The organism is Streptomyces sp. NPDC044704, from assembly GCF_056433525.1.
Genome location: NZ_JBWKGY010000012.1, coordinates 97,065 through 116,360 on the forward strand (window position 1 = coordinate 97,065; position 19,296 = coordinate 116,360).

At 73.3% G+C, this 19,296-nt stretch carries 14 protein-coding genes and 2 tRNA genes; 3 read left to right on the forward strand and 13 right to left on the reverse strand.

Annotated elements, in window-relative coordinates:
• The first annotated feature begins 85 nt into the window (after positions 1 to 85).
• Positions 86 to 1,942 carry a putative bifunctional diguanylate cyclase/phosphodiesterase gene (locus AC07B0_RS26680; RefSeq protein WP_469381181.1) on the forward strand — a complete coding sequence of 619 codons (1,857 nt, stop codon included), beginning with the start codon at positions 86 to 88 and terminating at the stop codon, positions 1,940 to 1,942.
• 28 nt (positions 1,943 to 1,970) lie between these two features.
• On the opposite strand, the gene AC07B0_RS26685 is transcribed toward AC07B0_RS26680, so the two are convergent.
• The 4 genes from AC07B0_RS26685 to AC07B0_RS26700 all read right to left on the reverse strand — a co-directional run bounded on the left by AC07B0_RS26685 (position 1,971) and on the right by AC07B0_RS26700 (position 6,284).
• Entirely contained in the window at positions 1,971 to 2,231 is a 261-nt protein-coding gene (locus tag AC07B0_RS26685; RefSeq protein WP_469381183.1) for a DUF397 domain-containing protein, read from the reverse strand.
• Positions 2,191 to 3,039, reverse strand: coding sequence for a helix-turn-helix domain-containing protein (locus tag AC07B0_RS26690; protein ID WP_469381185.1), 849 nt, complete (start codon positions 3,037 to 3,039; stop codon positions 2,191 to 2,193). Before AC07B0_RS26690 ends, AC07B0_RS26685 begins: the two co-directional genes overlap by 41 nt.
• A gap of 168 nt (positions 3,040 to 3,207) precedes the next feature.
• The gene (locus AC07B0_RS26695; RefSeq protein ID WP_469381187.1) at positions 3,208 to 4,902 is read right to left on the reverse strand and encodes a glycosyl hydrolase family 18 protein; all 1,695 of its coding nucleotides are present in this window, start codon (positions 4,900 to 4,902) and stop codon (positions 3,208 to 3,210) included.
• 254 nt (positions 4,903 to 5,156) lie between these two features.
• A complete protein-coding gene (locus tag AC07B0_RS26700; protein WP_356875420.1) occupies positions 5,157 to 6,284 on the reverse strand; it encodes an LLM class flavin-dependent oxidoreductase in 1,128 nt (375 codons plus the stop codon).
• 245 nt (positions 6,285 to 6,529) lie between these two features.
• Here AC07B0_RS26700 and AC07B0_RS26705 point away from each other — a divergent pair, with 245 nt between their 5' ends.
• Positions 6,530 to 7,288 carry an IclR family transcriptional regulator gene (locus AC07B0_RS26705; RefSeq protein WP_478899065.1) on the forward strand — a complete coding sequence of 253 codons (759 nt, stop codon included), beginning with the start codon at positions 6,530 to 6,532 and terminating at the stop codon, positions 7,286 to 7,288.
• A gap of 102 nt (positions 7,289 to 7,390) precedes the next feature.
• Here AC07B0_RS26705 and AC07B0_RS26710 read toward each other — a convergent pair.
• From AC07B0_RS26710 to AC07B0_RS26730, 5 genes are all read right to left on the reverse strand, one after another.
• Positions 7,391 to 7,464, reverse strand: a tRNA-Lys gene (locus AC07B0_RS26710).
• Positions 7,465 to 7,559: 95 nt separating this feature from the next.
• The gene (locus AC07B0_RS26715) at positions 7,560 to 9,284 is read right to left on the reverse strand and encodes an AMP-binding protein (RefSeq protein ID WP_478899066.1); all 1,725 of its coding nucleotides are present in this window, start codon (positions 9,282 to 9,284) and stop codon (positions 7,560 to 7,562) included.
• A gap of 26 nt (positions 9,285 to 9,310) precedes the next feature.
• Positions 9,311 to 9,937, reverse strand: a complete 627-nt coding sequence (locus AC07B0_RS26720) for a lytic polysaccharide monooxygenase auxiliary activity family 9 protein (protein ID WP_478899067.1) — start codon at positions 9,935 to 9,937, stop codon at positions 9,311 to 9,313.
• A 188-nt stretch (positions 9,938 to 10,125) separates the two neighbouring features.
• On the reverse strand, positions 10,126 to 12,105 hold the full coding sequence (locus AC07B0_RS26725; protein ID WP_478899068.1) for an SPFH domain-containing protein: 1,980 nt from the start codon (positions 12,103 to 12,105) through the stop codon (positions 10,126 to 10,128).
• Between the two features lie 1,532 nt (positions 12,106 to 13,637).
• Positions 13,638 to 15,041, reverse strand: a complete 1,404-nt coding sequence (locus AC07B0_RS26730; RefSeq protein WP_356875464.1) for a peptidoglycan-binding protein — start codon at positions 15,039 to 15,041, stop codon at positions 13,638 to 13,640.
• Between the two features lie 227 nt (positions 15,042 to 15,268).
• On the opposite strand from AC07B0_RS26730, the gene AC07B0_RS26735 reads away from it, so the two are divergent.
• A tRNA-Lys gene (locus tag AC07B0_RS26735) sits at positions 15,269 to 15,342 on the forward strand.
• Positions 15,343 to 15,407: 65 nt separating this feature from the next.
• Here the strand turns inward: AC07B0_RS26735 and AC07B0_RS26740 are convergent.
• The 4 genes from AC07B0_RS26740 to AC07B0_RS26755 form a co-directional block, all read right to left on the reverse strand.
• Complete coding sequence (locus AC07B0_RS26740; RefSeq protein WP_467294169.1) at positions 15,408 to 16,076, reverse strand: class F sortase; 669 nt, start codon at positions 16,074 to 16,076, stop codon at positions 15,408 to 15,410.
• Positions 16,073 to 16,714: a hypothetical protein gene (locus tag AC07B0_RS26745; RefSeq protein WP_356875408.1), complete on the reverse strand. Its 642-nt coding sequence runs from the start codon at positions 16,712 to 16,714 to the stop codon at positions 16,073 to 16,075. Before AC07B0_RS26745 ends, AC07B0_RS26740 begins: the two co-directional genes overlap by 4 nt.
• A gap of 126 nt (positions 16,715 to 16,840) precedes the next feature.
• Positions 16,841 to 17,620: an HAD-IIA family hydrolase gene (locus tag AC07B0_RS26750; RefSeq protein ID WP_356875406.1), complete on the reverse strand. Its 780-nt coding sequence runs from the start codon at positions 17,618 to 17,620 to the stop codon at positions 16,841 to 16,843.
• A 123-nt stretch (positions 17,621 to 17,743) separates the two neighbouring features.
• Complete coding sequence (locus tag AC07B0_RS26755; RefSeq protein ID WP_478899069.1) at positions 17,744 to 19,282, reverse strand: alkaline phosphatase family protein; 1,539 nt, start codon at positions 19,280 to 19,282, stop codon at positions 17,744 to 17,746.
• Between the last annotated feature and the right edge of the window lie 14 nt (positions 19,283 to 19,296).

Here is a 19,296-nt window from a genome sequence, read left to right on the forward strand (position 1 = left end):
ACGCCGCTGGATAGGGCCTCCCGGCAGCCTCTATGATCGGCACACTTTCCTGCACGGACACTCACGAGCACTGCGGGAGCGAACGGTGAGCGGAACCTCAGAGGGGACCGGTTCGGCGGCCGACAGCATCCGATCGGCCGTTACGGAGCGTCACGCAGCAGTTCCGGCGGTGCCGGGCATGTCGGCCGCGCCGCCCAGGTTCGCGGCAGAACCACTCGACTACCGGGCCGCCTTCGACGCGGCCCACCTCGCGATGGCCGTCGTCGGCCGCGACGGCGACGTCATCGCGGCCAACCAGGCCTTCGCCGGACTGCTCGGCGCCGAGCCGCGCGCACTCGCCGGACAGTCCGCCGCCGACCTGGTGGACCTGGCGGCCGAGGCCCGCACCTGGCAGGCCTACCAGGAGGTGCTGCGCGGCCGGCAGGCCCGGCTGCGCTGCACGCGCCGCCTCAAGCACCCCGACGGGCACTCGCTCTGGACCGAGGTGACCCTGGGGCCCGTACCCGGCACCAAGGACGTCCTGCTGTCGGTCGCCGACATCAGCGACCGCCGCGACCTCCAGGCCCGCCTGCGCCACCTCCAGATGCACGACCCGGTGACGCGCCTGCCCAACCGGGCCCTGTTCTTCGAGCGGCTCTCCGCCGCCCTGGAGGCCTCCGCGTACGGGCAAGGGGGAACGGGCCGCATCGGCCTCTGCTACCTCGACCTCGACGGCTTCAAGGCCGTCAACGACACCCTCGGCCACCGGGTCGGGGACCGGCTGCTGACCGCCGTCGCGGCCCGGCTGACCCAGTGCGCCGACCAGTGCGGCTACGGGCGCACCGGCGGGCACCTGGTGGCCCGGCTCGGCGGCGACGAGTTCGCGCTGCTCGTCGAGGACTCCACCGGCACGGAGCAGCTCGCGGACCTGGCGCGGAGCGTACTGGCCGCCGTACAGGAGCCCTTCGACCTGGCCGGGCAGCGCCTCTCGGTGTCGGCGTCGATCGGCGTCGTCGAACGCGACACCACCGGAACGACGGCGACCGGACTGATGCAGGCCGCCGACACGACGCTGTACTGGGCGAAGGCGGACGGCAAGGCCCGCTGGACCCTCTTCGACCCCGAACGCAACGCGCACCGCATGACCCGGCAGGCCCTCTCCTCGACGCTCCGGCCGGCCGTGGAGCGGGGCGAGTTCGAGCTGGAGTACCAGCCGCTGGTCGATCTGGAGAGCGGCACCGTGCGCGGGGTGGAGGCCCTGGTCCGCTGGAACCACCCGCAGTTCGGCACGTTGACGCCGAATCGGTTCATCGGGATCGCCGAGGAGGACGGCTCCATCGTCCAGCTGGGCAGCTGGGTCCTGCGCACCGCCTGCCGGCAGGCACGGCGCTGGCAGATCGAACAGCCCAGCGACGCCCCGGTGTTCGTGTCGGTGAACGTGGCCGTGCGGCAGGTGTGGGACTCCGACCTGGTCGGGGACGTCGCCGAGATCCTCGCCGAGACGGGCCTGGCCCCGCAGCTGCTCCAGCTGGAGCTGACGGAGTCGGCGGTCATGGGCTCGGCGGGCCGCCCCCTCCAGGCCCTCCAGGCGCTGAGCGACATGGGCGTCCGGATCGCCATCGACGACTTCGGCACCGGCTACTCGAACCTGGCCTACCTCAGCCGGCTGCCCGTGTCGGTGCTGAAACTGGACGGCTCCTTCGTGAAGGGCTTCCGCTACGAGGAGGGCGCACACCCCAACCCGGCCGACGAGACCATCGTGGAGGCCCTGGTCCAACTCGCCCACCGGCTGGGCCTGACGGTCACCGCGGAGTGCGTGGAGACGGCGGGCCAGGCGGCCCGGCTGCGCCGCGTGGGCTGCGACACCGGCCAGGGCTGGCTGTACTCGCGGGCGGTGGCTCCGGACGTGATCGCCCGCATGATCGGCCGCCAGGCCGCCGCCGCCCCGCACCCCGCGGTCTGAGGGGGTACGGGGCGGCGGGGCCGTACGGTCAGAGGCTCCGCACGAACGCGCCGAACGCCTCCGGCGCCACCGTGAACGCGGGGCCGCCGGGCCGCTTGGAGTCCCGGACGGCGACGAGGCAGGGGCGGGTGGCGACCTCTACGCATTCGCCGCCGGTGGATCCGCTGTACGAGGATTTCTGCCAGGCGGCTCCGCCGAGGGGGGCACACTCGACGCACTCGCCGCCGGTAGTTCCGCTGTAGGACGACTTACGCCATTGCACGCTCGTCACGTCCAGGCCGTTCTCCATAACGTTCCTCCAATACGCGAGCGATCAGCGTGGCCGAGTGCTCGGGAGAGAGCGCTGCGGCTTGCAGTCGAGCGTAGCCGACCGAACGTTCCTTGATCACTGGCGGGTTGGCCGTCATGTGCCCCTGGGCGTAACCCTCCTCGTAGATCACATCCGGGTCGCCATCAAAGCGAAGGAGGGTGAAAGAGCCGAGCATTCCCGTGTGCTGTCCTGCCGAGAAGGGCAACAACTGGACCTGAACCCACGGATGCTCAAGGAAGCTCAGGAGGTGGGTGAGCTGGTTCCGCATGACCTCGCGACCGCCGACCTCCTGATGCAATACGGCCTCGCCGAGCACCACCCACAAGGCCGGCTGGTGCTCGCGCTTCAGGATGTGCTGCCGGTCCATGCGGGCCGCCAGCAGGCCGTCGACCTGGTCAGGGCGGTCGACGCCGAGCAGAGCGCGCGCGTAGCCCTCCGTCTGGAGGAGCCCGTGCACCAACTGGCACTGGAACGTGGAGATGAACGCCGCCCGGGCCTCCATCTCCGCGTACGCCTGGAACCACGTCGGCAAGACGCTCCGCAGGACCAGTCCCACCAGCCGGGAGAAGTGCCCGTCGGTGCCCAGTGCCGCGTCCAGCCGTTCCGAGAAGTCCCGGGTCGGGACCCGTTTCGTGGTTTCCACCTGGCCGATCAGGGAGCCGGTGCAGTAGATGATGTCGCCCAGCTGCGCCTGCGCCAGCCCCGCCGCTTCTCTCAGGCGGCGGAGTTCGTAGCCGTAGTAGTCCAGCGGCGAGGCGCTGGGATCGAGGTCGCGGACCTGGACCAAGGGACGGTCACCCCCGTGGAGATGCGGGTCGGATGCATGCCGTGGCCGAGCGTAACGATCCCGACACGCTCCGGTGTCCCGAATCCCGTAACCATGTGACACACCTCCGCCCCGCACCCGGAGTCCGGGTGCGGGGCGGAGGGTCGCTCGGCGCGGGGTGGGGGGAGATCAGCAGGCGCCGAGGTCCTTCCAGACACCCCATTCACCGGTGGTGCCGGGCGCCTCGTTCTGCGTCCACCACTGGGCCTTGTACTTGCGGCCGTTGTGGGAGACCTCCGTGCCGCCGGTGTAGACGGTGCCGGCGACGTAGGCCGGGACGGAACCGCAGCCGGTGGGCGGCGTCGTCGGGGGCGTGGTCGGCGGGGTCGTCGGCGGGGTGGTGGGAGGCGTGGTCGGCGGGGTGGTCGGCGGCTGGGTGGTGCCGCCGAGGGCGTCCGAGATCTGGTTCAGCAGCGTGGTGTTGTTGTCCAGACCGAGGAGGGAGTACATCATCGCGCCGGCCAGGCCGCGCTGCTTGCCGTAGTCGACCCGGGCCTGGATGGACTTCTGGTTCAGGCCGGTGAAGAACTCGCCGTCCTTGTAGAAGTACGAGGCCTTGGCCTGGTCGTCCCAGAAGGTGGTCGCCGGGTTGTCGACGAGGCCGCCGAGCTCCTTGTAGTTGGCGATGCCGGCCTGCTGGCTGGTGGGACGGGCACCGGAGGCGCCGGTCGCGCTCTGGGCGAGGCCGTTGTTCGCCCCGGCGGGGACGCCCTTCCAGCCGCGGTAGTAGAACTCGTAGCCCAGGGTCAGCTTGTTGGCGGGGAAGCCGCCGGTGATGCCGTAGGCCGGGTTGCCGTCGATCCAGGAGTCGATGGCGTTGTCGATGCTGTACTTCTGGGTGCCCGGGGCGATCGGGTCGGTCGGGTCACCGGCCGGGGAGTACAGCGGGGACTGGTGGTACGTCGGGCCGTCGCTGTCCCAGGCGCCGTGCATGTCGTACGTCATGATGTTCGCGTAGTCGAGGTACGCGCCGATCTTGTCCGTCTCGATGTGCTTGATCTTGTCCTGGCCGGCCGGGAGGGCCGAGGTCAGCAGGTACTTCTTGCCGCCGTTGGCCTGGCCGTAGGCGTCGAGCTGCTCGCGGAACTCCTTGAGCAGGAGCGTGAAGTTCTGCTTGTCCTCGGGGGCGTAGTGGTTGCCGAGGTGGCCGCCGGACGAGCCCGGGTACTCCCAGTCGATGTCGATTCCGTCGAAGATGCCGGCCGCGACGCCCTGGCCGCCGTAGCCGCCCTCGACGGGCAGGTTGCCCTTGATGTACTGGTCGATGCAGGAGGAGACCAGCTTCTTGCGGGAGGCGTCGGTCTTCGCCGCGTCGCTGAAGTACTTCGAGTACGTCCAGCCGCCCAGCGAGATGTTGATCTTCAGGTGGGGGTACTTGGCCTTCAGCTGCTTGAACTGGTTGAAGACGCCCACGATCGGCTGGTCCCACTTGTCGGCGACGCCGCTGACGCTGTCGGCCGCGCTGAAGGACTTCTGGTAGTCGGCGTACGAGTCGCCCGCGCCGTCACCGGCGTTGGGGTTGTTGTCGTCCCCCGCCGCCTTGTTCGCCTCGAAACAGGTGAGGTTGGTGGGGTGGATGTTGCCGAACGAGTAATTGATGACGTCCAGCTTCCCCGCTATGCCCCGGGTGTCGAGGTGCTTGGGGTAGAAGGCGTTCCCGTACACGCTCCACTGGTCGTAGTAGGCGATCCGGACGCCGCCGCTGCTCACGCTGGTGGAGGTGTCCGCGGCCTGCGCGGTGCCGAGTCCCGCGAAGGAGGCCAGCGCTCCGGCTGCCAGCGCGGCCGTAGCGGCGGCCGCGATGAGGGGTTTACGGATGTGCATGAACTGCCTCCGGGGGGTGGGAGGGGAGGACATCAGCTTCAGGTGAGAGAAGTGATAGCGATCACCGCACGCCCCAGTCAATGGTTTGGACCAAAGAAGGACTAGACCACTGAGCGGCCAAATGTGCTCGTCAGAGACCTGAGCGGACATCAGAAACCGCCCGCCACCCCGGGTGACGAGCGGTTTAAGACTCCCTTAGGCCATGCTCCGGCAAGGTTTCGGCAACAAACCAGCCGAACCCCGTTCGCGGGGGCTCAAGCCGGAATCGAGACCTCCGTCGGCAGGCCGTACGCATCTGCGACGAGCCCGTAGGACTTCAGCCGGGCCGCCCCGCCATGGGCGTTGGCCGTCAGCATCAGCTCGTCCGCTCCCGTCCGCTTCACCAGGGCGTCGAGCCCCGAGCGGACCTCGTCGGGGGTGCCGTGCACGATGTTCGCGAGCCAGCCGTCGACGAACTCCCGCTCCATCGGGGAGTAGGGGTACGCGGCCGCCTCCTCCGGCGTCGGGACCAGCCCGGGCCGGCCGCCGCGCAGCCGGAGCATCGACAGCGCGCCGGTCAGGACCTGGGCGCGGGCCTCCGCCTCGGAGTCGGCCGCGAGCGCCGAGACGCCGATGAGGGCGTACGGGGCGTCCAGTACGGCCGAGGGGCGGAAGCTCTGGCGGTAGAGGTCGAGGGCGGGCAGGGTCCCGGCGGCCGAAAAGTGATGGGCGTACGCGAAGGGCAGCCCCAGCTCCCCCGCCAGGCGGGCGCTGAACCCGGAGGAACCGAGCAGCCAGACCGGCGGCCGCCCGGCGGGCCCCTGCACCGGCCCGGGCACGGCGTGCACGCGGGCGTACGGGTGCCCGTCGGGGAAGTCGTCGTCCAGGAAGCGGACCAGCTCCGCGAGCCGCCGCGGGAACTCGTCCGCGGCCTCGTCGAGCCGCCCGGGCCCGCGCAGCGCGGCGGCGGTCCGCGGGTCGGTACCGGGCGCGCGGCCGAGTCCGAGGTCCACCCGGCCCGGAGCCAGGGCCTCCAGGGTGCCGAACTGCTCGGCCACGGCCAGCGGGGCGTGGTTGGGCAGCATGACCCCGCCCGAGCCGAGCCGGATGCGGGAGGTGTGGGCGGCGAGGTGGGCCAGGATCACGGCCGGGGAGGAGCTGGCGACCCCGGGCATGGAGTGGTGCTCGGCGACCCAGTGGCGGTGGTAGCCGCGGGACTCGGCGAGCCGGGCGATCTCCACGCTGGTCCGCAGCGACTCCCGCGCGGTGCTGCCGCTGCCGACCGTGACCAGGTCCAGGACCGACAGCGGCACCGGCGCCCCGCCCCGGACGGTCCCGCGGACCGGATCCCCGCCCTCCGGCCCCTGGCCCGTGTGGCGGCCCGCGTCCCCGGTGTCGCTCATCGTCGCTCCCGTCCCGTCCGGCTCGTGTGCCTCGTTCGATGTCCGTACGAAGGAACCGAACCGTCGGGGCGGCCCGGGCATTCCCGGCAGACCGGGACGCGACCGTGCCATTGGCATATGCCAGGAGAGTAGCGGCTGGCAGAGGGACTTGATTAAGCCATCAATCTCATCAACAGACGCTCCACGTGGGCCTCTTGATGGCTATCGTGGTAGAGCAAGCGGTAACAACCTGGTAGGGGGAAACCGTGGCGCTGAAGCCCGAGCCGACCGCGCCGTTCCACTCGGTGCAGTACGCCCTTCGCGTACTCGAAACGATCGCCCGCCATACAGGCGGTGTGACCGACGTACAGATCGCGCGCGAGACCGGCCTGCCCGCGGCCCATCTCGCCCCGATGCTGCTCATGCTGCGCCGGGAGGGGTACGTCCTGCAGGTGTCGGACGGCGCCTACGCCATAGGGGACTCCCTCGTGCTGCTCGGCTCCGGCGTCGACCGGCAGCAGGCGCTCCAGGAGAAGCTCCAGGACACCCTGGACCGGCTGCGGGACTCCGTCGGCGCGGCCGTGTACATCAGCCGGTACGTCGACGGTGAGGTCCGCATCACACAGTTCGCGGACAGCCCGCGGACGCCGAAGGTCCACGAGTGGGTCGACTTCCGTTCGGCGGCGCACGCCAGCGCGGTCGGCAAGTGCCTGCTCACCCAGCTCGACCTGAACGGGCGGCGCGACCACCTGTCGCGGCACAAGATCGCCCGGCTCACCTCGAAGACGATCGTGAACGAGCGGATCCTGTTCTCCAAGCTGGACAGCCAGCCGGCCACCGTGCCCGTGCTGGACCTCCAGGAATACGCGGTGGGCACCGTCTGCGCGGCCGTCCCGATCACCGCCGACGCCGCCGTGGGCTGCCTGGCCCTCTCGCTGCCCGTCGAGCACGCCCACCGGCTGCGGGCCGCCGCCGACACGCTGAACCGGAAGGCCGCGCCGCTGCTGCTGTCGCTCACGCTCTGAGGCGTGGGGGCCGCGGCGGCCGCGGGCACCACAGCGGGGCCGCGGGCCCCGGAAAACACTTCGGGCGGTTCCCGGTGAACCGGAAACCGCCCGAAGTACAGGTGCGCCGCCAGGGACTCGAACCCCGGACCCGCTGATTAAGAGTCAGCTGCTCTAACCAACTGAGCTAGCGGCGCCTGACAGAGAAAATACTACCTGCTCTCCGGGGGTGCTCAAAACCATTACCCGCGCAGGTGGGCGGGGACGCCGCGACCCGCCCACCTGGGGCGGGTCAGCGGTCCAGGAGGGGGCGGCGGCCGTGGGCGTCGTACGCCGCCAGGAGCCCGTGGAGGTCCGGGGCGGTGAGGGGGCGGTAGGCGGCGCCGGTGGGCGGGCGCCACCAGACGGGGTCCGGGCAGCGGAAGCCGCTGCGGCGCAGGGCCACCCGGTGGACCTTGTTCGTCGCGGTGACGGGCATGGCGTCGAGGATCCGCACGTAGCGGGGGGCCATCTTGGTGCCGAGGTCCGGCTGCGCGGCGAGGAAGCGGGCGAAGGAGTCCGGGTCGAAGGCCGCGCCCTCGCGCAGGGCCAGGGCGGCCATGACCTGGTCCCCGGCGGCCTCGTCGGGGACGGCGTACACGGCGACGGCGGCCGCCGCGTCCCAGCGGGCCAGGACGTTCTCGATCATCGCGGCGGCCAGGTTCTCGCTGTCGACGCGCAGCCGGTCGTCCGTCCGGCCCGCGAAGTAGAGGAAGCCCTCCGGGTCGCGGAAGAAGAGGTCCCCCGTCCAGTACCAGCCGCCGCGGGTGCGGGCGGCCTCCGCGTCGGGGTTGCGCCAGTACCCCTCGAAGAGGCTGCGGCCGCGGTTGACGAGCTCGCCTATGGCCGCGTCCCCGTTGACGAGGAGGCCCTCGGCGTCGAGGAGGGCAGCAGGGCATTCGAGGCCGGTCTCCGGGTCGATCACGGCCAGGTCGTCCCCGGCGCCGGCCCGGCCCAGCGCGCCCGCCGGGGTGTCGGGGGTGCGCTGGACGGAGGCGCCGCCCTCGGTGGCGCCGTAGCCCTCGACGAGCCGGACCCCGAACCGCTCGGCGAAGCGGGCCGCGTCGACCGCCCCGGCCTCGGTGCCGAAGCCGAGGCGCAGGGCGTGCTCGCGGTCGTCGGGGCGGGGCGGGGTCGCGAGGAGGTACTGGACGGCCCGGCCGACGTAGGTGAAGTAGGTCGCGCCGAAGGCCCGGACGTCGTCCAGGAACGCGGAGGCGGAGAAGCGGCGGCGCAGCGCGACCGGGGCTCCGGCGACGAGGGCGGGCAGCCAGTCCGCGATGACCGCGTTGCCGTGGAAGAGGGGCATGCAGACGTAGTGGACGTCGTCCGGGGTGACGGAGAACTGGCGGGCCAGGGAGTGGCCGGCGGCCGCGAGTCGGCCCTGGGTGCAGATGGCGGCCTTGGGGGCGCCGGTGGAGCCGGAGGTGAAGTAGAGGAGCAGCCGGTCGGCGGGGCCGGGCGGGCGGCGCGTGGCGGCGGCTCCGGGATGGACGGCGGCGTCGCCGGGTTTCGCGCCGGCGTACGGGGCGAGCAGGGCCTCGTACTCCTCGGTGCCGGTGACCAGGATCCGTACGCCGGGCAGGTCGAGGCCGCGCAGCAGCGGCAGGTGGGCGGCCTCGGTGACCAGGATCCGGCAGTCGGTGTGCAGGACGTCGCGGGCCAGCTCGGGGCCGCGCCGGGTGGGGTTGATCCCGGCGACGGCGGCCCCGGCCAGGGCCGCCGCGCCGAGCCAGAAGGGGAACTCGGGGGTGTTGTCGAGCAGCACCCCCACGTGCGGTTCGGACCCCGGCGGCAGCAGGTCGACGAGCAGGGCCGCGCGGGCGGCGGCCTCCTGCACGACCCGGTGGTGGCTGAGCACGGTGGGGCGTCCGCCGTCGCCCCGGTACTTCAGCCCCGGCCGGTGGTCGCCCCACCGGCGCGCCACGAGCTCCGCGACGGTTCCGGGCGCGTCGGTTGCAGTGGTCGTCGTCCGCATGCCGCCGGAGATTAGCTGACGTTGCGTCAGAATTGAACGTCGGAGCAGGAGTAGAAGGCCATCGGAGTGTCGTGGACGGTCCACACGGCCAGGATCATGTGCCGGCCGGTCTTGCCGCTGGGCATGGCGCCCTGGTGGACGGTGGTCATGGCGGGACGGGCGCCGTTGTAGGCCACCGTCAGGAAGGGCTGGAGGTCGAGCGCGGCCCGGGTGAGGGGCTTGGTCGGGTCCCAGCCGTTCTTGGTGACGTAGTACTTGATGTCGGTGGTGGCGTGGTTGGCGGTGAACTGCCAGCGGAAGCCGTAGCTCTGGCCGGCGGTCACGCCGGTGGCGGGCCAGGCGCCGCCGCGCGGGTCGTCGAGCTGCGCGAACTCGGAGTGCCCGGCGGAACATATCGTGCCGTCGGACGGGCCGAGCGCCGGGAAGCCCTTGGGGCCCTCCGCGCTCTGCGGCTCCCACTGGATGGGGCCGCAGTCGGAGACGGTCTTGTTGGCGCAGAGCTTCTGGCGGCTGATCGGGGTGTCGGTGTAGCCGTGACCGCTCGCGGTGGGCGCGGTGATCAGGGCCGCGCCGGCGAGGAGTCCGAGACCGAGCACGGCGGCGCCGGTTCGGCCGGGCCGTGTGGGCCGTGTGGGCATGCGGAAGGGACGCATGATGCTCCTTGGACGTGGGGGGAGTCTGATGAGAGCGTGCGCACGCGTGGGGATGGTTTCAGGTCTAGACCAAGTTCCACATTATTGACGGGAGTTGGCCATGTCTATACCAATGCGAAAACGGGTGGTCCGGTCATGACCGGCCACCCGTCCGCTGTGGTCTGGTGCGTTGGTTCCTGTTGCCGCTGTTACTGCTCGGCACGTCCGGTGTAGAACGCGACGGTGAGGTCCTTCACGAGGGCCTTGCGCTCGTAGTCGTCCAGCTCGACGATCCCGCGCGACGTCAGCCGGTGGACGGTGTCGTCCACCGCGTCGACGACCGAGGTCAGGACCGTGTCCCGGTGCTTGGCGTCGATCGCGGCCACCCGGCGGCGGCGCATGGCCTCGGCCACCTCCGGGGCGTACTCGATCCGGGTCGGCTGGGCCGAGAACACCTCGACCCCGACCGCCTCGGTTTCGGCCGCGAGCATCCGCGTCAGCGCGTCACCGACGGCCTCGGCGTCGCGCAGGGTCGGGGCGTCCGCGTGGAAGGCGTCCGCGGGGAGCTGGGACAGCACCCGCGCCATGGCCGACTCCACCTGCTCGGCGAGGTACTCGGTGTGGTCCTCGACGGCGAGGGTGGCCCGGGCGGTGTCCTTGACCTGCCAGACGACCTGGACGACCACCTGGAGGGCCAGTCCGCCCGAGTCCACGGCGGGCATGGGCTCGCTGCGCCAGTGCCGCAGGCGCACGTCGACGCGGCGGCGCAGCAGGAGGGGACTGACCCAGGTCAGGCCGGTACGCCGGACCGTGCCCCGGTAGCGGCCGAACAGGGTGAGCACCCAGGCGTGGCCGGCCTTGGCGCGGCCGAGACCGCCCAGGGCGAGGAGGGCCACGACACCGAGGAGGGCGAGCGGGGGCCAGTGCGTGGCGCGGAGCCCGCGGTAGGGGCGGGGGGTCAGCCCGAACGCCTCCGCGAAGACGGCCGGGACGGCGCCCGTCCGCCAGAGGACGGCCGCGCAGCCCGTCAGGGCGAGCCCGCCGACGGCCACCGCGAACCAGCCGGGCAGCACGGGGCCGCGGTGCTCCCGGAGCCGGTCGTCACCCCGGGGGACGCGACGGCCCGCGGGCGGGCGGTCGCCGCGCACGGGCCTCGCGGGGGCGGGCGCGGGGGCGGGGGCGGGGGCCGTGACGGGCGGGGCCGGGTGGGCGCGGAACGGGAGGTGCACCGGGACCTCCGTCACCGCCGCCCCGCGCGGGGGCCGCACGTGCGGCAGGTCCTGCGTGTCGTCCTCCTCCCGCTGCGCGTCCATCCCCCGGGCGACGGCCCGCGCGACGATCTCGGCCACACCGGGTCCCTCCGGGGACGGGGCCTGAACACCGTCGTCCGGGCCCGTGGCGGGGGCCGGAATGCCGCTTCCCTCCGGGGGTTGCGGGTGAGCACCGTCGGCCGGGGCCGTGCCGGGGGCGGGGGCGGGGTGCGGAGCTTGGGCACCGTCGGCCGGGGTTGTGCCGGGGGCGGGGTGCGGGGCGCTTCCCTGCGGGGGTTGCGCGTGAGCACCGTCGGCCGGGGCCGTGCCGGGGGCGGGGTGCGGCCAGAGGGCGCGGGCGCGGTCCACCGCGTCGGCCTCGGGGGCCGGGTGCGGCCAGGGGGCGCGCTCGCGGGCCGGGATCCCGCGCCCCTCCGGGGAACCGGCGGGGGTGTCCGTCGGGCCCGCCTCGGGGGTGGAGTGCGGCCAGGGGGCGCGGGCACGGGGCGCCGCCGCTTCTCCCTCCGGGGGTTGCGCATGAGCACCGCCGGCCGGAGCCGTGCCGTGGGCGGGGTGCTGCCAGGGGGCGCGCTCGCGGGCGGGGATCCCGCGCACCTCTGGGGAGTCGCCGGGGACACCCGTCGGGCCCGCCTCGGGGGCGGGGTGCTCGTGGGGCGCCGCCGCCTGGGGGGCCGGGTGCGGCCAGGGGCCGTGGGACGGGGACTCCGCCGCCGCGGGGGCCGGGAGTCCGGCGGGGGTGTCGGGCCGCGCCGGGTCCGGCCGGAGCCCGTGGTCCTGATCCCGGGTGACCGCCGCCTGCTCGGGAGCGGGGGTGACGCTTCCCTCCGGGGCATCGGCGGGGGCCGTCGCCTCGGGGGCGGGGTGCGGAATGTCCAACGCCTGCGCGGGCGAACCCTGTCCGGCCTGGCCGCGCGTCACCGACCCGGACGAAGCAGCCTCGGCCCCAACCCGGGCGTGAGCCGCCGACCCGGACCAAACGGGCTCCGCCCCGACCCGGGCGGGAGCCGCCGACCCCGACGAAACGGGCTCGGCCTCCGCACGGGCGTGCACCGCCGGGGTGAACCCAGCGGGCACCGCCCCCACCAGGGCGTGAGCCGCCGACCCCGACGAAACGGGCTCTGCCTCCGCACGGGCGTGCACCGCCGGGGTGAACCCAGCGGGCTCCGCCCCCACTCGGGCGTGCACCGCCGACGCGGACCAAACGGGCTCGGCCCCTGCCCGGGCGGGCGCCGCCGCGCGCGACGAAGCGGGCTCGGCCTCCGTACGGGCGTGAGGCGCCGGGGTGAACCCAGCAGGCTCCGCCCCCACCTGGGCGTGAGCCGCCGACGCGGACCAAGCGGGCTCGGCCCCTGCCCTGATGTGTGCCGGCGCACCCGACGCAGCGGGCTCGGCCCCGGGCCGGGCGGGCGCCGCCGCGCGCGACGGAACGGGGTCGGCTTCCGTGCGGGCGTGAGGCGTTGGGGTGGGTCCGGCGGGCTCCGCTTCGGCGTGGGTGCCGGCCGCCGGTCCGGACCGAGTCGGCTCGGGCCCGGGCCGGGCGGGTGCCGTCGGCCCCGGCCAAGCGAGGTCGGCTTCCGCCCGGGCGTGGAGCGCCGGTGCGGACGGGGCGGGCGCCGTCGGGGTGGGTGGGGGTGGGGCGGGTGCTGTCTGGGCTCGGGCCGGGGGTACGTCGCCCCGCGGGTCCGAGTCGTGGGGCTGGGCGGGGCCGGACCCGCTCCCGCGTACGGTCGCCTGCCCCGTCGGGACCTCGATCCACCGGCCGCGCCGCGGAGCGGGGGCCTCCGGCTGCGCCGGGTCCGGCCGCGCGGCCGGGATGTCGGCCGCCGCCGGAGCGGGGTCGTGGGGATGGGCCAGCGCCACCGGCCCGCCGGACGGGCCCGAACGCTCCTCGGCCCGGGCTTCCCGTACGGGGTCCGCCGCGCGCGCCGGTACATGCGCGTACTCGCGCGCCTGCCCCGCCCCCGGGAACGCGTCCCAGGACGGGAACTCCACCCCGGCCGGAGCCGCCGCTCGCGTCCCGGATCCGGGGCGGTGCTCCGCGCCGGGAGCCGCCCCGAGGTCCGTCAGGGCCGAAGGGGCGCCGGCCCGGGAATCCGGCCCGGTGCCGGAGGCGTCCGCGCGCGGGGCGGCGTACGCGTGCGGCCGGGCTCCCGCCACCGGTTCGGGTGCCCCGGCCGGGAAGTCCTGGGACCGGGTCTCCCCGGCGGGAACCGGCGCCGGGTGCTGCCCCGCGCCGGCCGGCGCGGCGGCCGGGAACCCCGTCTCGCGGGAGCGGCCGGCGGCGGGAGCCGCTGTCCGGGCCGCAGCCGCCTGGTGCGGGGCGGGCGACGGCGCGGCCGTGCGGGGCCCGGCCTCCGTCGCGGGTGCGGCCACCGCCCCGGGCGGGGGTGGCGGGACGTGGAAGGTGCCCGTCGTGGTCGTGGTGCGCGTGGGGTACATCGTTGCCTCCGTCATGCGAACAGCCGCCGCCAGGTTTCCGGGCCCGGGTAACCGTCCGCCGAGGCGCCGCGCCAGCCCTGGGCGCGCTGGAAGGCCTCGACGTTGCGACGGTCGGCCTCGCTCCAGCGAGGGCCCGGACCGGACGTGTAGTGCTTGCCGAAGCCCTTCTTCACCAACTGGCGGCCGAGGGCGCTGACGGCCGGATGGGACGAGCCCGGGCGGAAGGCCCACAGCCCCGGGTAGGCGGGCACTCCGGACGGTCCCGCCTGGCCCGTCGGAGCCGTCGGGCTCGTGGGGCTCGTGGGAGCCGAAGGCGACGTCGGCGTCGTCGATCCGCCCGCCGCCACCGGCGGGATGTCCTTGCCCGTGCGTTCCACCAGGAGCCGCCAGGTGTGCGTGCCGGGGAGGCCGTCGGCGTCGGTGCCCGTCCAGCCCTGCGCCTTCTGGAAGGCCTGCGTGGCCTGCCGGTCCGCGTCGGCCCAGCGCGTGTGGGCGCCCTTCGGGTAGAAGCGGGTCCCGCCCCGGCCGATCAGCATGTTGCCCAGCTCGGCGACGTACGCGTTGTCCGCGCCGGGGCCGAACTTCGACGCCCCGGGGAAGGTCGTCGAGACCACCGGGACCGGCGCGGGCGCGGGCTGCGGCGCGTCCGGCACGATCCCGCCCGTCACCCCGTTGAAGCGGTACGGCAGGTACTTCGCCGAGTTGGTCCAGTACCCGTACGGCGTGGCCTGCTTCCGCGTCGTCGGGCGCGTCTGCTCGTAGGCGACGTAGTGCGTGCGGGTCTCGTCGGCCCAGCCGCCGAAGAGGACCACGTGCGAGCCCTTGTTGGGGTCGGCCGGGTTGTGGAAGAGCAGCATGTCCCCCGGCAGCAGCTCGTCCTTGGTGATCGGGGTGGCGAACTTGTCGAGGCTGCCGGTCCACTCGTTCGTACCGAGGTTCCAGGCCATGGAGACGTAGCCCGAGCAGTCCTGCCGGTAGCCGTCCGTCCAGTACTCGGACATGCTGTAGGGGACCTTGGCGTCCAGCCACACCTTCGCCCGGTTGATGATCGTCGCCCGGTCGATGCGCCGGACGGCGGACGGTGCGCCGGGCAGGCCGGCCGGCGGGCGCGTCCCGGTCGCCGGGCGTCCGTGCAGCGGGGCCCGGCCGCCCTGCGGGGTGCCGGGGTCGTCCAGGGCGACCGGTCCCGGACCGGGGACCGGCTTGTTCACGGCGAGCGCGGTTCCGCCGCCGCTCAGGACCACGCCGGCCGCGGTGGCGAGCACCAGCGCCCTACGGGCGCCCCGCACGGCCGGGTGTCCGCCGTCCCGGAGCGGTATGGCCCGCCCGCGCGCGAGGACGCGACGCCTCTGGGCACAGCCCAGGCACAAGCAGTCGCCCGCGGGCTCGTAGTCCTCGAAGACCGGCATCGGCATCGGTGCGGGCAGCTGCACATGCACCGGAGGCTGCGTCGTCATGCGGTTCCGTCCACTCCCCTGCTCGTCCACTGGTCGGCCGGGCACGCATCTGGCGGGGCATCAGATTCGGCTCGACCAGACATATCGTGCACGATAAACACCCCAAACATGGGTTAATCGGACAACGCGGGCGCGGCTGGTCATGAGCAGCGCTGGAGGTGGGGTAGAGTTTTCCCTGTCAGCAAGCGCCGCTAGCTCAGTTGGTTAGAGCAGCTGACTCTTAATCAGCGGGTCCGGGGTTCGAGTCCCTGGCGGCGCACAGACGAGGAGAAGCCCCTCGCAGCGAAAGCTGCGAGGGGCTTCTTCGTCGTGTTCCCGCGTGCCTCACACCGCGGTGCCCGTGGCCGGGCGGGTGCCCGCGCCCGTCAGGTAGGCGGAGACCACCACGTTCGCCGAATACCGTTTGGCCGTCTTGTCGTAGGTGCCGCCGCAGGTCACCAGCCGCAGCTCGGCCCGGCCGGCGACGCGCGGCCCGTACGCCTTGTGCGGGTCGAAGCCGGTCCGCTCGTAGGTCCGTACGTCCTCGACGGTGAACTCGGCGACCGAGCCGTCCGCCCGCGCCACCCGGATCTTGTCGCCCTGTTTCACCGTCGCGAGGCCGAAGAACACCGCCGGCTTCGACTTGGTGTCCACGTGCCCCACCATCAGCGCGGCCCCCGCCGCGCCGGGCGCGGCCCCCGCGCCCCACCAGCCCACCGTGCCCGGGAGCTCGTACGGCGGCGGGTCGATCGCCCCCTCGGAGTCCAGGCCCCGGGAGATCACCGGGGCCTGGACGCCTATGGACGGTACGTCGATCCGGGCGGGCATCGCCCCGGACAGCGGGGCGTGCGCGGCCGGCATGCCCGCCCCCACCGGGCCGCCGCCCTGCCCGGCGAGCGGGCCGGCCGGGACGCCGGTGATCTCCTTGCCCCACAGCCACAGGCCGAGGACCAGCACCGACCAGGCGGTGAAGGTCAGCAGCCTGCCGCCGGAGGTGCTCCGGGCCTCGTTCATCCGCCGTTGCGCCGGCGGCGCAGGGTGAGGGCCCGGCCGGCGACGGCGAGGGTGGCCGCGGCCGCGAGGACCGCTCCGATCAGGGTGTGCGGCAGGCCGGGGCCGTCGCCGTCGTGGCTCTTCTTCGTCGCGGCCGCCAGGCGCGTCGTCTCGGCGAGCTCCGCCGACATGCCGCCGCCGCCCGCGTGGATGGGCCAGACCGGCGAGCGGTGTGGGTCGGGGCGGTGGTGCTCGCGCTCGCGGACCTCGATCGAGCCCCGGAGGCCGCCGTCGTAGCCGCCCCTGTCGCCCTTGTCGCCCTTACCGCCCTTGCCGTCGCACTTCACACGGATCTCGTGCCAGCCGGGCCGGGCGTGCGGGCTGATCATCGCCTCGCCGTACAGCGTCTCGCGTTCGCCGCGGCCGCCGGAGAGGCGGACCTCCGACACGAAGACGGAGGAGTGGGCCGACCCCCAGTCCCCGTCACAGCCGCGGACGCGCAGCTTGACCAGCGCCCCCGGTTCGGCCGGGTTGGGGTCTGCCGAGACGCCGCCGCGGTCCCACTCGTTGGCGAGGGCCGCGGGGGCGGTCACGGCGGAGCATGCCGTCAGGGCGACGGCCACCCCCGCGACACGGAGAGCGAGCAGTGAACTGCGCATGGTGAACCTCCTCAACAAGGAGATTCACGCGCGACGCGCCGCTCCGCATCCGGAGCGGCGCTCTCTTGGCCCGTCTGTGTCAGCCGTACGCGCTAATGCCGCGCGAGCGGCCCGGGCCGGGACGACCTAGACCAGGTCGACCAGGTCGGCGATGGAGTTGACCGTCTTGGTCGGCCGGTAGGGGAACTTCTCGGTGTCCTTCTCCGAGGTCAGTCCGGTCAGGACGAGGAAGGTCTGCATGCCCGCCTCCAGACCGGCCAGGACGTCGGTGTCCATGCGGTCGCCGATCATCGCGCTGCTCTCGGAGTGCGCGCCGATGGCGTTCAGGCCGGTGCGCATCATCAGCGGGTTGGGCTTGCCGGCGAAGTACGGCTGCTTGCCGGTCGCCTTGGTGATCAGCGCGGCGACGGCGCCCGTGGCCGGGAGCGGGCCCTCGGTGGAGGGGCCGGTCTCGTCGGGGTTGGTGCAGATGAAGCGGGCACCGGCGTTGATCAGGCGGACGGCCTTGGTCATGGCCTCGAAGCTGTAGGTGCGGGTCTCGCCGAGGACCACGTAGTCGGGCTCGTGGTCGGTGAGGATGTAGCCGATGTCGTGGAGGGCGGTGGTCAGGCCCGCCTCGCCGATGACGTAGGCGGTGCCGCCGGGGCGCTGGTCGTCGAGGAACTTCGCGGTGGCGAGGGCCGAGGTCCAGATGTTCTCGACGGGGACGTGCAGGCCCATCCGGCTGAGGCGGGCCTGGAGGTCGCGCGGGGTGTAGATCGAGTTGTTGGTCAGGACCAGGAAGGGCTTGCCGGACTCGCGCAGCCGCTTGATGAAGGCATCGGCTCCGGGGATCGGGGTGCCCTCGTGGATGAGGACTCCGTCCATGTCGGTGAGCCAGGATTCGATCGGCTTGCGCTCTGCCACGGGACTGTTCTCCGCTCTGCGGGGCCTCTGACCTCGGGGGCCTCTGGTCTGTACCACCCTAGCCGTGCCGGGCCGTGGGCGCGGAGGGCGTCCACGGCCCGGACAGGGCACCCGTACGGCGGGTCAGCCCAGGGTGACGTCGTCGACGGTCCAGAACCAGTTGTTGTTTCCGCTGTAGCGGAAGCGGACCTGGACGTCGGTGGCGCCGGCCGGGACCTGGAGGGCGATCTTCTCGGCCTTGGCGAGGGCGTCGGCGGTGTACGTCTTCACGACGGCGGGGGTGGCGCCGTTGTAGGACACGAGGACCTGGGCGGTCTGTCCGGCCTCGTGGCGGTAGTGGGACTGGAAGGCGAGGGTGCGGGTGGTGCCGCCCGTGACCTTCCACTTGGGGGTGATCAGGGTGGAGTCGAAGGTGCCGGTGTGGCTCTTGTCGTCCCACTCGTCGGAGTCGGCGACGGCGAACACGTCGCGGGAGCGGACGTTCAGCTCGCGCCACTGGTCGCGCTGGGACTGGCTCCAGAACTCGTCCGTGGCGAAGGACCAGCCGGCCCACTCGGTGACGCCGCCGGTGCCCATCCTGGAGTTGTCGACGGACCAGCCGGCGGGCGGGGTGCGGGTGAAGCCCTTGGTGGCGGCGGGGATGCCGGTCTCGTCGACGCGGGCCTGGAGGTTGGGGCGCAGGGTGTCGAAGGGGTCGCCGTCGGGGGCGTCGAGGGGGACGCCGTCGAGGGCGGTGGCCGGGACGCCGACGTGGGCGAGGGCGGTCGCGGCGACGTCGACGAAGCGCACGTCGTCGCGTACGGAGCCGGCGGGGATGCCGGGGCCCTTGGCGATGACGAAGGTGCCGCGTTCCTCGATGGTGGAGCCGCCGTGGCCGCCGCCGTTGGTGTGGCCGTGGTCGGTGGTGACCAGGATCTTCCAGTTCTCCTGGGCGTACGTGGGGCGCTGCTGGACGGCGGTGAGGAGCTGGCCGACGAGGACGTCCACGCGGGCGACGGTGTCGAGGTAGGTCTGGCTGCCGGCGCCGGAGGAGTGGCCGGCCGCGTCGATCTCGCCGAGGTAGACGAAGGCGGCGTCCGGGTTCTGGGTGCGCAGTTCGGTGGCGGCCGCGGCGGCGATCTTCGGGTCCTCGTTGCGGTAGCCGTCGCGGTCGCCCTTGAGGGAGAGCCGCTTGTCGACCTTCGGGGAGAAGATCGGGCCGTTCTGGTCGGTGGAGGTGATCGGCTCCCAGTCGGCGGCCGCGTAGGTGTTCAGGGCCGGCTTGGCGTTCTCGACGCGGGTGAGGAAGTCGGGGTGGGCGGTGTAGTTCTTGCCGGTGAAGGAGTTGTCCTTCACTCCGTGCTTGTCGGGCCACACGCCGGTGGCGATGCTCGACCAGCCGGGGCCGGACGAGGTGGCGCCCATCGGGTTCGCGTACAGGGTGCTGCGGGCGGTCAGGCCCTGGGCCATGAGGCCTTTGAGGTGGGGGGCGTCGGCGGCCTTGACGCGGTCGAGGACCGCTCCGTCGAGACCGATGACGAGGACCTTGTCGGTGTTCGGCGCGGCTTGCGCGGCGGTCGCCGTGTGCGCGCCGAGGGCGGTGGCGAGCAGGGCGGTGGCGGTGGCCGCGACGGCGAGGGTGCGTCCGGACAGGGCAGGGGACACGTACTCCTCCAGGAGCATGTGGGCATGGTGTG